The organism is Nesterenkonia sp. NBAIMH1 (assembly GCF_007922635.1).
In the GTDB taxonomy this organism is placed as follows: domain Bacteria; phylum Actinomycetota; class Actinomycetes; order Actinomycetales; family Micrococcaceae; genus Nesterenkonia; species Nesterenkonia pannonica.
Genome location: NZ_CP042335.1, coordinates 843,614 through 856,972 on the forward strand (window position 1 = coordinate 843,614; position 13,359 = coordinate 856,972).

16 protein-coding genes are annotated in these 13,359 nt (G+C 65.4%); 7 read left to right on the forward strand and 9 right to left on the reverse strand.

Annotated features, from left to right (window positions below):
* The first annotated feature begins 5 nt into the window (after positions 1-5).
* Both FS388_RS03950 and FS388_RS03955 read left to right on the forward strand, forming a co-directional pair.
* The gene (locus FS388_RS03950) at positions 6-911 is read left to right on the forward strand and encodes an ABC transporter ATP-binding protein (RefSeq protein WP_146339911.1); all 906 of its coding nucleotides are present in this window, start codon (positions 6-8) and stop codon (positions 909-911) included.
* Entirely contained in the window at positions 908-2,053 is a 1,146-nt protein-coding gene (locus tag FS388_RS03955; RefSeq protein ID WP_146339913.1) for an ABC transporter permease, read from the forward strand. Before FS388_RS03950 ends, FS388_RS03955 begins: the two co-directional genes overlap by 4 nt.
* Here the strand turns inward: FS388_RS03955 and FS388_RS03960 are convergent.
* Complete coding sequence (locus tag FS388_RS03960) at positions 2,008-2,712, reverse strand: Pr6Pr family membrane protein (RefSeq protein ID WP_146339915.1); 705 nt, start codon at positions 2,710-2,712, stop codon at positions 2,008-2,010. The two genes, FS388_RS03955 and FS388_RS03960, sit on opposite strands and share 46 nt — an antisense overlap.
* Before the next feature lie 28 nt (positions 2,713-2,740).
* A complete protein-coding gene (locus tag FS388_RS03965; RefSeq protein ID WP_146339917.1) occupies positions 2,741-3,514 on the reverse strand; it encodes a SurA N-terminal domain-containing protein in 774 nt (257 codons plus the stop codon).
* A 122-nt stretch (positions 3,515-3,636) separates the two neighbouring features.
* On the opposite strand from FS388_RS03965, the gene FS388_RS03970 reads away from it, so the two are divergent.
* Complete coding sequence (locus FS388_RS03970) at positions 3,637-4,839, forward strand: pyridoxal phosphate-dependent aminotransferase (RefSeq protein WP_146339919.1); 1,203 nt, start codon at positions 3,637-3,639, stop codon at positions 4,837-4,839.
* A 4-nt stretch (positions 4,840-4,843) separates the two neighbouring features.
* Here the strand turns inward: FS388_RS03970 and FS388_RS03975 are convergent, their stop codons facing one another.
* The 4 genes from FS388_RS03975 to FS388_RS03990 are packed head-to-tail and all read right to left on the reverse strand — an operon-like array spanning position 4,844 to position 7,723.
* Complete coding sequence (locus FS388_RS03975) at positions 4,844-5,638, reverse strand: ABC transporter permease (protein WP_371708638.1); 795 nt, start codon at positions 5,636-5,638, stop codon at positions 4,844-4,846.
* Positions 5,635-6,411, reverse strand: coding sequence for a molybdate ABC transporter substrate-binding protein (gene modA / locus FS388_RS03980; protein WP_146339921.1), 777 nt, complete (start codon positions 6,409-6,411; stop codon positions 5,635-5,637). Before modA ends, FS388_RS03975 begins: the two co-directional genes overlap by 4 nt.
* A complete protein-coding gene (locus tag FS388_RS03985; RefSeq protein WP_146339923.1) occupies positions 6,389-6,778 on the reverse strand; it encodes a molybdopterin-binding protein in 390 nt (129 codons plus the stop codon). The genes modA and FS388_RS03985 overlap by 23 nt, the downstream gene beginning before the upstream one ends.
* Positions 6,779-6,817: 39 nt before the next feature.
* Positions 6,818-7,723, reverse strand: a complete 906-nt coding sequence (locus FS388_RS03990) for a hypothetical protein (RefSeq protein ID WP_146339925.1) — start codon at positions 7,721-7,723, stop codon at positions 6,818-6,820.
* 72 nt (positions 7,724-7,795) lie between these two features.
* On the opposite strand from FS388_RS03990, the gene FS388_RS03995 reads away from it, so the two are divergent.
* Positions 7,796-7,978 (forward strand): hypothetical protein, encoded by a 183-nt coding sequence (locus FS388_RS03995; RefSeq protein ID WP_146339927.1) that lies wholly within the window; start codon positions 7,796-7,798, stop codon positions 7,976-7,978.
* Positions 7,972-8,106, forward strand: a complete 135-nt coding sequence (locus tag FS388_RS13340; protein WP_256369562.1) for a hypothetical protein — start codon at positions 7,972-7,974, stop codon at positions 8,104-8,106. Before FS388_RS03995 ends, FS388_RS13340 begins: the two co-directional genes overlap by 7 nt.
* A 12-nt stretch (positions 8,107-8,118) precedes the next feature.
* On the opposite strand, the gene FS388_RS04000 is transcribed toward FS388_RS13340, so the two are convergent.
* From FS388_RS04000 to rlmN, 3 genes are all read right to left on the reverse strand, one after another.
* Positions 8,119-8,640 carry a hypothetical protein gene (locus tag FS388_RS04000; RefSeq protein ID WP_146339929.1) on the reverse strand — a complete coding sequence of 174 codons (522 nt, stop codon included), beginning with the start codon at positions 8,638-8,640 and terminating at the stop codon, positions 8,119-8,121.
* Positions 8,637-8,876 carry a helix-turn-helix transcriptional regulator gene (locus tag FS388_RS04005; RefSeq protein ID WP_146339931.1) on the reverse strand — a complete coding sequence of 80 codons (240 nt, stop codon included), beginning with the start codon at positions 8,874-8,876 and terminating at the stop codon, positions 8,637-8,639. The genes FS388_RS04000 and FS388_RS04005 overlap by 4 nt, the downstream gene beginning before the upstream one ends.
* A 124-nt stretch (positions 8,877-9,000) precedes the next feature.
* A complete protein-coding gene (gene rlmN, locus FS388_RS04010; RefSeq protein ID WP_371708642.1) occupies positions 9,001-10,320 on the reverse strand; it encodes a 23S rRNA (adenine(2503)-C(2))-methyltransferase RlmN in 1,320 nt (439 codons plus the stop codon).
* A gap of 78 nt (positions 10,321-10,398) precedes the next feature.
* On the opposite strand from rlmN, the gene FS388_RS04015 reads away from it, so the two are divergent.
* Positions 10,399-11,937 carry a class I SAM-dependent DNA methyltransferase gene (locus FS388_RS04015; RefSeq protein ID WP_146341856.1) on the forward strand — a complete coding sequence of 513 codons (1,539 nt, stop codon included), beginning with the start codon at positions 10,399-10,401 and terminating at the stop codon, positions 11,935-11,937.
* Positions 11,934-13,142: a restriction endonuclease subunit S gene (locus tag FS388_RS04020; RefSeq protein WP_146339935.1), complete on the forward strand. Its 1,209-nt coding sequence runs from the start codon at positions 11,934-11,936 to the stop codon at positions 13,140-13,142. The genes FS388_RS04015 and FS388_RS04020 overlap by 4 nt, the downstream gene beginning before the upstream one ends.
* The last annotated feature ends 217 nt before the right edge of the window (positions 13,143-13,359 follow it).

Genomic DNA, 13,359 nt, shown 5'->3' on the forward strand with positions numbered 1-13,359 from the left:
GTCGCATGCTCGAGCTGCAGGGCATGTGCCGGTCATATTCCGGGCGGCAGGTGCTCCACGACGTGTCCTTCAGCGCAGGCCGGGGTCAGCTGACGGGCTTCGTGGGCGGCAACGGTGCCGGAAAGACCACAGCGATGCGTATCATCCTGGGGGTCCTGCACGCGGATTCGGGGCGAGTGCTGCTCGACGGGGAGGAGCTCTCGCCCAGCGCGCGCACCCGGTTCGGGTACATGCCCGAGGAGCGCGGCCTGTACCCGAAGATGCGCCTGGGCGACCAGCTCTCCTACCTCGCGCGTCTTCACGGGTACTCCCGGGCGCATGCGCGCGGACGCGCCGAGGCCCTGCTTGAGCGGCTCGGCCTGGATTCGCGGATGAAGGACCCGCTTGAGGCGCTGTCCCTGGGCAATCAGCAGCGCGTCCAGATTGCGGCGGCGCTGGTGCACGAGCCGGACGTTCTGGTGCTCGACGAGCCCTTCTCCGGACTGGATCCCCTCGCGGTGGATGTGGTGCGCGGCGTCCTTCAGGAGCAGGCCGCCCAGGGTGCGGTGGTGCTGTTCTCCTCCCACCAGCTGGATGTGGTGGAGAGGCTCTGCGACGACCTGGTGATCATCGGCTCCGGCAGGGTGCTGGCCGCAGGGCCCCGCGAGGAGCTTCGGCGTCAGCACGGCACCCGACGTTTCGAGCTGGTGATGGACGAGACTCCGACGTGGCTGTCCGGGATGCCGGACATCTCGGTGGACACCATGGAGGACGGTGGTGCGCTCTTCCGCGCATCCGACGAGGCGGCGCAGCATGTGCTCTCCGCTGCCTCCCAGCGGGGTCCGGTCCGCAGCTTCCGCCCTGTCCTGCCCACCCTGGCCGAGATCTTCAAAGACGTGGCCGCCGACGACGCTCAGGAGGCGCACGCGTGAGCACCCGTTCCGCCCCGGAGCCGCCGCCCGCATCCCGGCCCGGCCGAGCACTGACCCCGTGGAGGGCCTCGCTGCTGGTCGCCGAACGTGAGCTCACCAGCCAGCTGAGGTCGAAAGCCTTCCTCATCAGCCTGGGCGTGATCGTGACCGTCGTGCTCGGCGGGATCCTGCTGATGTCCGCGGCGGGCAGCAGCGAGGCCGAGGATTCTCGTGTCGCCGTGGTGGGACTCTCCGAGCCGCAGCTGGAGAGCCTGGACGATCTGCCCCTCAGCGCAGAGCCCGCCGACACGCGCAGCCAGGCCCTCGACCAGCTCGACGGGGGCTCGGTGGAGGCAGTCATCACCTCACGCGGGGAGTCGCCGACCGGCCTGCATGTCATCGGCCGCGACTCGGTGCCGATCGGCATCGTGACCATGCTCTCCGAGCAGCCCACCACGGAGACGCTCCGGGACTCCGAGGATCAGGGGGCCATGAGATTCCTGATTCCCTTCGGCTTCGGCCTGGTCTTCATCATGCTCGCGATCGGATCCGGAACGATCATTCAGCAGAACACCATCCAGGAGAAGCAGTCCCGCGTGGTGGAGATCCTGCTCTCCGCCATCTCGGCACGCTCTCTGCTGGTCGGCAAAGTGCTCGGGAACACGGCGATGGCCATCGGCCAGGCTGCCGTCATCGCCGGTGCAACGGCGCTGGGACTCACCCTCACCGGGCAGACGGACCTTCTCGGCGTGCTTTCGGCGCCCATGCTCTGGTTCGTCCTGTTCTTCCTGCCCGGCTTCGTCCTCGTCGCGGCGATGTACGCCGCAGGCGCCTCCCTGGTGTCGCGGCAGGAGGATTCAGGCCCAGTCATGCTCCCGACCATGATGGTCGTGATGCTGCCCTACTTCCTCGTGCTGTTCTTCTCGCAGAACGAGCTGGTGATGCGCGTGGCCTCCTACGTCCCCTTCACCGCACCGGTGGCGATGCCGGTCCGGCTCTACTTCGATGAGGTGGCATGGTTCGAGCCCGTCGCGGCGATGGTAGGACTCATCGCCTGTGCGGGCCTGGTCATGATGCTGGCGGCCAGGATCTACAGCCGCTCGCTGCTGCGCACCGGTCAGCGCGTCCCGCTGCGCAGCGCGCTGGCCTCCGACCCGCTGTGAGCACGCAGCAGCAGGCGGTCCAAGCCTAGGAATCCCAGTGCCAGGATCAGATAGAGGGCCAGGATCGACACCACGTAGACGCTGATCCCGCTGTAGCCGAGGGTCGGGACGTCAAGGATCGTGTAGGGGTACCAGTCCAGCCGTGGTCCCCGCAGGAGCGTCGCTGCCAGCCAGGCCACTGGAATCGCCATGGAGGCGAGGACTATGCGTGCGCTGAGTGTGCCGTGGGGGCCTATGGCCGCCCAGACGAGCGGCACGAGCACGGGCACTGCAACGTGCAGCACTGTGTCGTTGAAGAGCATGACCCCAGTCAGGGGAACCGGCTCGCGCAGAAGCACATTGAACACCAGGCCGGTGATGATGACGCAGACCAGTCCCGAGAGCCGGACGGTCCTCAGAACCGCGGACGTCGAAGCCGGCCGCAGAGCCGTCCACACGGAGCTGACGAAGACCATCAGGGCCGAGATGAACGTGAAATAGGCCAGCTGGTTGAGCATGTGCTCCCAGCCGGCCGCGAAGCTGTGCCCGTATCCGACCCCCACCGGGAGGTCGCTGTCCCGGGTCCAGCCCAGGTGCAGAGATGTGACCAGCCCGGTGAGGGTCAGCAGCGCTGTCAGCGCGTGGAGGATACGAACAGTGATGGAGCGCTGCCACAGCATGCGCTCAGGCTACCGCTGTGCGTGCGGCTCAGATGTGCGTCTCGACGTCGGCCTCGTCGCGCAGCTGCTCCACGTGGCTCTGAGCCGCCTCGTTCTGCCGCTCGTTCACGAGCTGCTCCTCGAGCTCCGCGCGGACATCCTCGAACTCAGGGGTCTCGGCATCGTCCCCGCCCTCAGCCTCGGGCTGGGCCGCGACGGCCTCGTCATAGGCGTCCTCGACCTCTTCATCCGTGGGCTCGTCGTAGTCGAGGTCTTCGATCAGCTGCTGGACGCGCACCTGCTGCTCCACGTCGTCGCGGAGCTCGTCCTCGCTGACGCCCTGCTCCTCAGCGAGCTCATAGAGCTCCTCCACCGAGGAGAGGCCGTTGTTCTCGGCAGTCTCCTCCAGCTGCTCCTCGACGTCCTCCTCGGAGGCCTCGTAGCCCTGGTCCTCAGCGTCCTGGATCAGCAGCTGGTTTCCGATGAGCTGCTCCAGGGTCTGCTCCTGGAGCGCCTCCTCGTCCGGCTCCTCGCCCGTCATCTGCGACTGCATCTGGGCATTCATGAACTGCGACTCGTAGGCGGCCTCGAAGTCCTCCCCGGAGATGTCCTCGCCGTTGACCTCAGCAACGACGTCCGGCACATCATCCAGCTCAGGCTCCGGCATCTGGGCGTCACCTTCGGCGCCCTCGGGCTGGGTCTCCTCCTGGCCCTGGTCCTGCTGGGCCTCGTCGGCGTCACCCTCGGCGTCGCCGTTGCCGCATGCTGCGAGACCGAAGAGAAGGCCCGCCAGGGCAAGACTGGTCAGCGGTGCTTTCTTCATGACGAAAGTGCTCCTTAAAGCGTGTGGTTGAACGGGCACGTTAGCACTGACACCACAACGCACTGCTCAGCCGATGTTAAGCCCTTCGGAGCGCCCATAGGCCGCCCGCTAGGCTTGCCTCTATGCACCCCCACCCCCAGCGTCAGGCCTCTGAACGTTCCGGCATACCCGGCTTCGAGGTGATGCGAATCGTGGGGCGCATTGAGGAGCTTCGTGCCGCCGGCAGGGACATCGTCTCCCTCACCGCCGGCGAGCCCGGCGGCGGTGCCCCTCCAGGCGTCAACGAGGCGGCAGCCCGGGTCCACTCCGCCCAGACCGTGCTGAACTACGCTCCCGCGCTCGGCCTGAGGCCGCTGCGCGAATCCATCGCCGCCCACTGCCGGGACTGGTACGGGGTCGATGTGCCTGCGGAGCGGGTTGCGGTGACCACCGGCTCCTCGGGCGCCTTCGTGCTGAGCTTCCTGGCCGCGTTCGACCACGGGGACCGCGTGGCCCTGGCCCGGCCGGGCTACCCTGCGTACCGAAACATCCTGAGCAGCCTGGGAATCATCGTCGAAGACCTCGACTGCGGCCCGGAGGCACGCTTCCAGCCCACCGTGGAGCAGCTGAGCGCCGTCCACCGCGAAAGGCCCCTGAAGGGCCTCGTCGTCGCCTCCCCGGCGAACCCCACGGGCACCATGCTGGACCGCGATCAGCTCAGCGATCTCAGCCGCTGGTGCACCGAGAACGGGGTCCAGCTGATCAGCGACGAGATCTACCACGGCATCAGCTACACCCAGCCCTCGGTCAGTGCACTCGAGACGTCCGAGGACGCCATCGTGGTGTCCTCGTTCTCCAAGTTCTGGGGCATGCCGGGTTGGCGGCTGGGGTGGGCCGTCCTGCCTGAGCATCTGACGGATGCGGTGGAGCGGCTGGCCGGGAACGTGACCCTCTCAGCCCCTCACGGCTCGCAGCTCGCTGCGGCGGAGGCCTTCAGCGCGGAGTCGATGGAGTTCTGCAGGACTCAGGCGGCCGGCTACGCCCAGGCGCGGCAGCACGTGCTCGACGCCCTGCCCGATCTCGGATGGGGGGATCTGGCTCCGGCCGACGGCGCGTTCTACGTCTACGCACACCTGGGCAAGCACCTGGGCGAGGACCCAGGGCAGCACCGCGACGCGACGGCCTACGCTGAGGCCCTCCTGGAGCGCGGAGGGGTGGCTGTGGTCCCGGGAACCGACTTCGACCGCGTCAACGGTCACGAGTGGATCCGAGTCTCGCTGGCACCCGGCCCGGCGAAGGTCGCTGAGGGCCTGGAGCGCATCCTCAGCTTCCACGCACGCGGCTGAGCACTCACTGCTGCGACTGCGGCCGCCGTGAGTAGGCGGCGCTGATCACGATGACTGCGACCCCGATCAGCAGCAGGGAGAGCGCGACGGCTGCATCGGGGTCCGTCTCCCGCTGCAGGTAGACCTCCAGGGGCAGCGTTCGTGTGACCCCCTGCTGATTGCCGGCGAAGGCGAGGGTCGCGCCGAACTCGCCCAGGCTGCGGGCGAAGGCGAGCACCGCCCCGGAGGCAAGGCCGGGGCCGATGAGCGGCAGGATGATGTGGCGCAGGATCCCGGTCCGTCCGGTGCCGTCCACTGCGGCCGCCTCGAGGACCTGACGGTCCATGCCTCGCACGGCGGTCTCCACGCTGATGACGAGGAAGGGCATAGACACGAACGTCATGGCCAGCACCACGGCGATGGACGTGTACGCGATCTGCACCCCGAAAAGATCCAGGGCACCCGAGAGCAGCCCCTGACTGCCGAAGGTGTAGAGAAGCGCGAGGCCGCCCACCACCGGCGGCAGCACCAGCGGCAGCAGCACCAGGGAACGGACGACCGTCAGTCCCCGGAACCGGGCGTGAGCGAGCATCAGCGCCAATGGCAGTCCGAAAATGACGCACAGCGCGGTGGCCGCCGACGCTGTCCAGACGGACAGGCGCAGTGCGGCCAGGGAGGACTCGGAGGTCAGCAGGGCAGGCAGCTCGGACCAGCTGATACGAGTCAGCATGCCGGTGACCGGCAGCAGGATCAGCGCAGCGCCCAGCAGACCGGGCACCAGGACCCAGACCGGCGGACGGCTGATGCTCAGCGCACTCACCGGGGCTCGCCGAACCCAGCATCGTGAAGGACCTGCTGGGCGTCCTCGCTGCCGGTGACGAAGTCCACGAACTCTCGGCCCGCCTCCGGGCTCTGAGCGTTCCGCAGCAGTGCGATCGGATACTGGTTCGGCTTCGCATCGGCGCCTTCGATCTCGATGCTCTCGACCTCGTCCCCGGCCTGCATGACGTCCGTCGTGTAGACGAGGCCGGCTGAGGCTTGTCCGCTGCGCACCCTACCGAGCACATCCGTCACGGACATCTCCTCCGAGACCGGGGTGACGCTCACACCGTGCTCCGCGGCGAGACGCTGCGATGCTGCGCCGCAGGGAACTGCCTCAGCGCAGAGGACTGCATCCACTGCGTCAGCCTGGAGATCCTCAAGGGCCTCCACCTCGGCAGGGTTCCCTGCGGGAACTGCGATCACGAGGGTGTTCGACGCGAAGAGCTCGGCCTCCGCAGCGAGGAGGCCGCTTTCGGCGGCTCGTTCCATGCTCTGCTCGTCTGCAGTCGCGAGCACATCGGCGGGCGCACCGTGCTCCAGCTGCTCGACCAGGCCGGAGGACCCCGCGACGCTCAGCTCGACCTCGGTGCCGGTCTCCTGCGTGTACAGGCTCCCGATCTCTTCGAACGCTTCGTTGAGACTCGCAGCGGCGAACACCGTCACAGTGTCCTCATCCGAGGCCTGGGCGCAGCCCGTCAGAGCCAGGGCGGCCAGAGGCAGCAGAGCAGTTCGCCGCCTCAGCCGCGCCTCAGGACCTTTCGACGCTGACATTCGTGGCCTTCATCGACGCGGTCGCCACGACTCCGGGCTCCAGGCCCAGGTCTCGGACGGCCTCCGTGCTGATGAGCGAGACGACGCGGTAGGGCCCGCACTGCAGCTCCACCTGGGACAACACTGCGTCGGAGGTCACCTGGGTGACCAGCCCTACGAACCGGTTGCGGGCCGAGGAGGCGCCCTCAGGGTGAGGAAGCTGGGCGCTGCGCCGGCGTGAGAAGCGCGCGAGCTCCGCTCCGTCGACCACCTTCCTGCCGGCATCGTCGGTCTGCGCGGCAAGATCCCCCGCGGAGATCCATCGGCGGAGGGTGTCGTCGCTGACACCTAAGAACTGAGCGGCGTCACTGATCCGTATATGCGGCACGGATCCAGACTATCAACCGCACATGCGGCTATCCTGCACTCAGAGGCACAGGCCGTCGTCGGTGACACCCCTGCGGCAGAGATTCGTGGCCTCCACCTGAGTGAGCTCATAGCCGTCCGCACTCTCCTCAACGTAGACGAAGAGGCGATCGCCCATCTGCGCGTCGTCCCGCAGGCCGGTGGTGTCGATGCGGTAGAAGTCCTCGCCATAGTCCGCCGGGGCAGAGATGAGCGTCCAATCAGGTCCTGCCTGCTCCCCGTCGTCGACATCCTGTATGTCGGCCCCGAGGGAGCGTTCGGCCACGCCTTCCGCGATCACCTGCGGGTCTTCAGCCGGCGGCACGTCGTCGATGTAGTTCGACGTGACATCGTCGGTTCCCCCGAAGTGGCTGAGGTCCCCATCGACCCAGCCGTATCCGTCAGCGAGTTCGATCTCAGCCCACGTTCCGAAGTCGTCGTCACCAGGGCTATGACGTTCGCGGCCGGTCATGATGACCGCGTCGGTGGGATGAAGCCCTCCGACTACCTCAGCCTCACCGTTGGGTGCGGGCGCGGCGTAGACCTCCAGGGGCGCATCCTCCGGGTCGAGTCCTGCGACGCCGAGCTCATCGCCTTCTTCTCCGTAGAACAGGGTTTCCGGCTCCCCGTCGCCGGGCAGCTCCTCGTCGGGGACCTGCTCCGCACCGCCCTCCGGGTAGTCCTGCTCCTCAGGCGGCAGGTCGCTGCGGTCCGGCGGCTCCTCTGCCTCAGGTTCGGTCGGCTCGGCCTCCGGCTCCTCGGTGACCGTCTCCGTCTCGGCCGGCTGCTCAGTCTCCGGCGCCGGGGTGGCCGTCTCGGTGACTGTCTCCTGGGGCTCTTCGGGCTGGGCGGCCTCCTCGTCGGGTGCGCACGCGGCGAGCGTCACGACACTGACGACCCCGATCCCGGCGGTGATGCTTCGCGTCATACATTCCACCGTCCCACTCCGAGCACCTCGGCCTCAATACCCCATGCCCCCTGCATCCGATAGCGTGCAGACATGATGCTGCTGGCGAGTCCCCTGATGCCCACCGCTGTGGAGACCCTCATGCTCGTCCCTGCGGTCGCGGCAGCAGGCTGGGCTCTGCTCGCGCTGATCCTTCGAGCCAAGCACCTCAGCTTCGCCAACAAGTTCGCCCTGGGCGTCCTCAGTGTGATGCTGCCCTTCTCGGACCCATGCTGACTCTGATCGTCGCCTATGAGAAGCCCAGTGAGCTCATCCCTATGCAGGAGCGGGAGGAGCACCGGCTGCAGCGCATGCGCTCAGCGCAGCACAGCCCCGCCGAGCAGGGCACGCGCGGAGACGACTGAGCCTTCGGACGGTCACTCGTCCTGATCGGAGCGTTCGGCCCTGCGGATCCTGCGTCGTTGAAGATGTGTCCACAGAGTCAGCGCACGACAGGAAAGAACTATTGCCCATACGACGAACGCCGAGTCAGTGGGCTGCGTATCAGCGGCGATCCCTGCCTCGAAGAGGGGACGGTCGGCGAAGATGGGGGCGCCCCACGCCACAAACAGCAGTGCGACCAGCACGATGGCGCTCCACACGATGATCTTGTCTCGTCGACTGTCGCGCAGCTTCATGGGATCCACTCCGCGCCGCATCGAGTACCAGGCGGCGCCGGCGTCTGGTACCACCATGGCGAACAGCACCACAAAGGAGGCGACAAAGTGCCCGATGCTGGCGAGCGCCACGCTGAGCACCAGCGCAACGAGGGTGCCCAGAGTATTGGCGAAGGTGGCAGATTCGTTGTAGACGGCGCGCTCGCGCTCGTCGAATCGTGAACCCTCACGGGTGTCGGCCAGCCTGGCGGCGGCCCGGTCGATCGCGTTCAGCTTGGTCATGGGTGATCCCCTTCAGTGGACGGCGCTCCGCCGAAGAGTTCCTCGACTGTGGATCCCAGCTCGGCTGCGATGCGCAGGGCGAGGTATACCGACGGCGCGTAGTCGCCGCGCTCCATGGCAATGACGGTTTGGCGGCTTACACCTGCCGCATTCGCCAGCTGAGCCTGAGTCAGCCCGCACGCCTTGCGCGCTGCCCGCACTCGCGGGGCAGCTTTCTCAGCGACCTGCGAAACCATGACTCCATGCAAAGCTCCTTTGACATGCGATGTCAAGAGAACTTGTCATTTTTTCGAATCGAGGCTCCGGTGCTCCGCCCTCTCTCGGCACCTCCGTTCACCCCATCAGGGGTGCCGCAGAGGCTCAGTCCTCGGCTGCGGCCAGCTGGCCGCACGCACCGTCGATCTCCTTGCCGCGAGTGTCGCGCAGCGTCGTCGGGACCCCGGCGGCGTTGAGGCGGCGGATGAACTCTCGCATGACGGCGGGTTCAGAGGAGGTCCACACGGAATTCGGCGTCGGATTCAGCGGGATCGGGTTCACGTGCACCCAGCCCCGCCCGCGGGCGTTGAGCTTCTTCGCAAGCAGATCAGCCCGCCACGGATGGTCGTTCATGTCCTTGATCAACGCGTACTCGATGCTGACGCGGCGGCCCGTGCGCTCGTAGTACTCATAAGCGGCGTCGATCGCCTCATCAGCCTTCCACCGGTCGTTCACGGGGATCAGCTCGTCCCGCAGCTCGTCATCCGGAGCGTGGAGGCTCAGTGCGAACGTGATGGGCAGATCCTCCGCGGCCAGCTTCCGGATCGCGGGCACCAGACCCACAGTAGAAATCGTGATGCCGCGGGCGGACATGCCCAGTCCGTCAGGGCCGGGAGAGACCATGCGCCGGACAGCGTTCATCACTCGCTTGTAGTTCGCCAGCGGCTCCCCCATGCCCATGAAGACGATGTTGCCGACCCGCTGCGGACCACTCCGCTCCCCGTCTGCGGAGGCTGCCTGCCCCTGCTTCAGCGGGGAGATGTCGGAGTCTGCGAAGTCGGTCTCCTCGCCCAGACCGGCGTGGTCAGCCTCCTCGGCGACCTCGGCCGCGTTGGGTGCGTCGAGCTCGCCGGCGGCGATGACTCGGTTGGCCTGCACGATCTGGTCCACGATCTCGGCTGCGGACATGTTGCGGGTCAGTCCATTCTGGCCCGTGGCGCAGAAGGGGCAGTTCATGCCGCAGCCGCACTGGGACGAGATGCACAGCGTGATGCGATTGCGGTACCTCATGAGCACCGACTCCACCATGGCCCCGTCGAAGAGCCGCCAGAGGAACTTGATGGTGGCGCCGTCGTCAGTCTTCAGCCGACGCACCTCGGTGAGCAGCGGCGGCAGGAACTCGTCCACGAGCTCCTCCCGGTCAGCGGCAGGAAGATCGGTCATGGCGTCCGGGTCAGCGGTGTAGTGCTGGAAGTAGTGGACGCTCAGCTGCTTGGCCCGGAATCCGGGCAGTCCCATCTCCTTGGCCTTGGCGATCCGCTCGTCCAGGCTGAGGTCCGCCAGATGCGTCGGCGGCTGCTTGATCCGCTTGGACTGGGCGAACTGCAGCTTGGGCCTGCCCTCAGCATCCAGGGCCTGGGTCCAGCCCTCAGCTTGGGGGCGGACCTGCGGACGGGCGTCAGAAGTCTCAGACATCCCTGCCATTGTCCCACGGTCACGCGCTGGGGGCTCCCCACAGGCCAACGATCGTCGCGTTGGACGATGCCGGTTAAGGTATCGCTAATGGTTACGGGTGACGTGCGCAGCAAGGTAGACCGGCTCTGGGATGCGTTTTGGTCCGGTGGTATATCGAACCCTCTTGAGGTGATCGAGCAGATTACGTATCTGCTGTTCATCCGCAGGTTGGATGAGTTGCATTCTTTGAGGCTCAAACGGGCTCAGCGGACCGGCGAACCGGCGGAGAACCCGATCTTCTCCTCGGACCAGGACCGTCTGCGCTGGTCGAAACTAAAGGAGCTGGATCCTGGCACGATGCACGAGGTGATGGCGGAGGAGGTCTTCCCGTTTCTACGCTCCCTGGGTGATAACCAGTCTTCGGCAGGCGCCTCCACCTATTCGGTCCATATGCGGGACGCGCGATTCACTATTCCAACGGCTGCACTGCTGGGCCGTGTAGTGGACATGGTGGATGCGATCCCTATGGACAACCGGGATGCCACTGGTGATCTGTATGAGTACATGCTCTCGAAGATCGCCACTTCAGGGACTAATGGACAATTCCGGACTCCGCGGCACATCATCGAGACGATGGTGGCGATGATGGACCCTAAACCTGGGGACCGGATCATTCATCCGGCCTGCGGAACGGCGGGATTCTTGGCGTGCGCTGCCGATCATGTTCGTGAGCGCTATGAGCCGGAACTGTTGCGCCCGGAGAATCGCGACCAGTTCCACCAGCGGATGTTCCACGGCTATGACTTCGACTCGACCATGCTGAGGATCGGTTCGATGAATATGATGTTGCATGGGGTAGAGGCACCTGATATCCGCTACCGAGATTCGCTGTCTGAGGGCGCGATCGGTGAATCTGAGGACTTCACGATGGTGCTGGCGAACCCTCCGTTCGCCGGTAGCCTGGATTACGAGTCGACGTCTCAGGACCTGCTTTCGGTGGTGAAGACCAAGAAGACCGAGCTCCTGTTCATGGCGCTGTTCCTGCGCCTGCTGGCACCAGGCGGCCGTGCCGCGGTGATCGTTCCTGACGGCGTGCTCTTCGGCTCATCGAAGGCACACAGGGATCTGCGTCGGGCTCTCGTGGAGGACCAGAAGCTGGAGGCTGTAGTCAAGTTGCCTTCAGGCGTCTTCAAACCGTATGCGGGTGTTTCCACGGCGATCCTATTCTTCACCAAGACCGACACCACTGGCAGCGAGTCCTCCACGGATCATGTGTGGTTCTACGACGTGACCGCGGATGGTTTGAGCCTGGACGACAAGCGCCAACGGCTGCTGGATGCGGAGAGGATCGGCCCGGCCGCTGAGCTCACGGAAGAGGAGCACAGGAAGAACAACCTGCCGGACGTGGTGCATCGCTGGCAGCAGAAGGACGATGCGGAGCGAGATCGCGCACGCACGGACCAGTCCTTCACCGTGCCGCGTGAGGAGATCGCTTCCAACGACTACGACCTCTCGATCAATCGATACAAAGAGGTTGTCTTCGAGGAGGAGGCGCACCGGGACCCAATGGAGATCATCGCCGAGCTAGAGATGCTCGAGGACGAGATGCGCCAGGGCCTCGCCGACCTCAAGGAGATGCTGAATTGAGCGAGCTGCCCACGGGGTGGACCTCGGCCAAGCTAAAGAACCTCGTGATTTCCGCCGATCCAGGATTCGCCTACGGCAAGCACGAGGAAGAAGGCGTCTTCCAGTTCCGTATGAACAACATCCGCCGGGATGGCTCACTCGACCTCGGCAAGGTGCGTCGGGTTCCGACGTCGGCGCATAAGAAGTTCGAAAAGTTCCTCCTGGAAGACGGTGACGTCTTGTTCAACGCGACGAACGGCCCCGGGCTTGTCGGCAAGACCCTCCCTATTCGCAACCTCCCTGAACCTGCAGTCTTCAGTAATCACTTCGTGCGGCTCCGCCCATACAAAGACGCGATCCTCGGCATCTTCCTCGCCAAGTGGTTGCAGTGGCAGTTCAACCGCGGCTTCTTCAATCCCATGACTCAACAATGGGTGAACCAGGCCTCCCTAAAGCGAGAGCGCCTTCTCGATATTGATGTCCCAGTCCCTCCCCTCCTCGAACAGCGTCGTATCGCCGCCATCCTCGACAAGACAGCGGAAATCACGGAAGCGGCCACCCAATATCGCTCATCTCTGCACACATTGTGGGAAACCACCTTCAACTCCCATTACTCGACCCTCACAGACGTCGCACAAGTGCCCCTCGACGACTGCTCCGTGATCGGCTCGGGAATCACCAAGGGGCGCAAGACCTCGCCCTCGAGAGAGTTGTATGAGACCCCATATCTCACTGTGGCAAACGTGCAGGACGGGCACCTCGCTCTCGCTGTCGTGAAGACGATAGCCGCCACCAAGGCTGAGCAGGATAAGTACCGACTCGAACATGGGGATGTCCTGCTCACAGAAGGTGGCGACCCAGACAAACTCGGCCGAGGCACCATATGGCGTTGCGAGGTCCCGGGGGCGATTAATCAGAACCACATCTTCAGGGTCCGCCCCAACAGGAACGTGGTTGACCCTGCGTATTTGGCGATGGCATTACGCGCTCCCGAGTCCCGGGCATATTTCCTCCGGCACGCGAAGCAGACCACGGGCATTGCCACCATCAACAAGACTCAGTTAGGAAGAACGCCCGTAAGGATTCCCGCTCTCGAAGTCCAACGAGACATCGTTCGAAGGTGCGAGGCTGTGACGAACGAAGAGGCTGCAAACGACAGCAGAGCCTATACCGTCCAAGCGTTAACCGCCTCGCTCCAGTCCCGCGCGTTCCGTGGGGACCTGTGAACCCTGACTGTTTCCAAGGGAGACCTGAAATAGACATCCGCCGGAGGCGCGCAGCGCACGCCTGAGCACCTCCAGAATCAGGTGTGGACTGAATACGACGTCACTCGACCTCGCGTGGATGTCTAGAGTGCTGGCCGGACCAAATGAACGCACAGAACCGCCCGCTGATGCGGTCCCCATCGCCTGGCTGCGCTACCCCCGTTAGCTTCTAAGGTAA

What these genes read in the sequence shown, in the direction of transcription:
- FS388_RS03950 (WP_146339911.1), top strand. Translation starts at nt 6, where the DNA reads ATGCTCGAGCTGCAGGGCATGTGCCGGTCATATTCCGGGCGGCAGGTG.
- FS388_RS03960 (WP_146339915.1), bottom strand. Translation starts at nt 2,712, where the DNA reads ATGCTGTGGCAGCGCTCCATCACTGTTCGTATCCTCCACGCGCTGACA.
- FS388_RS03965 (WP_146339917.1), bottom strand. Translation starts at nt 3,514, where the DNA reads ATGAAGAAAGCACCGCTGACCAGTCTTGCCCTGGCGGGCCTTCTCTTC.
- FS388_RS03970 (WP_146339919.1), top strand. Translation starts at nt 3,637, where the DNA reads ATGCACCCCCACCCCCAGCGTCAGGCCTCTGAACGTTCCGGCATACCC.
- modA (WP_146339921.1), bottom strand. Translation starts at nt 6,411, where the DNA reads ATGTCAGCGTCGAAAGGTCCTGAGGCGCGGCTGAGGCGGCGAACTGCT.
- FS388_RS03990 (WP_146339925.1), bottom strand. Translation starts at nt 7,723, where the DNA reads ATGACGCGAAGCATCACCGCCGGGATCGGGGTCGTCAGTGTCGTGACG.
- FS388_RS03995 (WP_146339927.1), top strand. Translation starts at nt 7,796, where the DNA reads ATGATGCTGCTGGCGAGTCCCCTGATGCCCACCGCTGTGGAGACCCTC.
- FS388_RS13340 (WP_256369562.1), top strand. Translation starts at nt 7,972, where the DNA reads ATGCTGACTCTGATCGTCGCCTATGAGAAGCCCAGTGAGCTCATCCCT.
- FS388_RS04000 (WP_146339929.1), bottom strand. Translation starts at nt 8,640, where the DNA reads ATGACCAAGCTGAACGCGATCGACCGGGCCGCCGCCAGGCTGGCCGAC.
- FS388_RS04005 (WP_146339931.1), bottom strand. Translation starts at nt 8,876, where the DNA reads ATGGTTTCGCAGGTCGCTGAGAAAGCTGCCCCGCGAGTGCGGGCAGCG.
- rlmN (WP_371708642.1), bottom strand. Translation starts at nt 10,320, where the DNA reads ATGGCAGGGATGTCTGAGACTTCTGACGCCCGTCCGCAGGTCCGCCCC.
- FS388_RS04015 (WP_146341856.1), top strand. Translation starts at nt 10,399, where the DNA reads ATGGTTACGGGTGACGTGCGCAGCAAGGTAGACCGGCTCTGGGATGCG.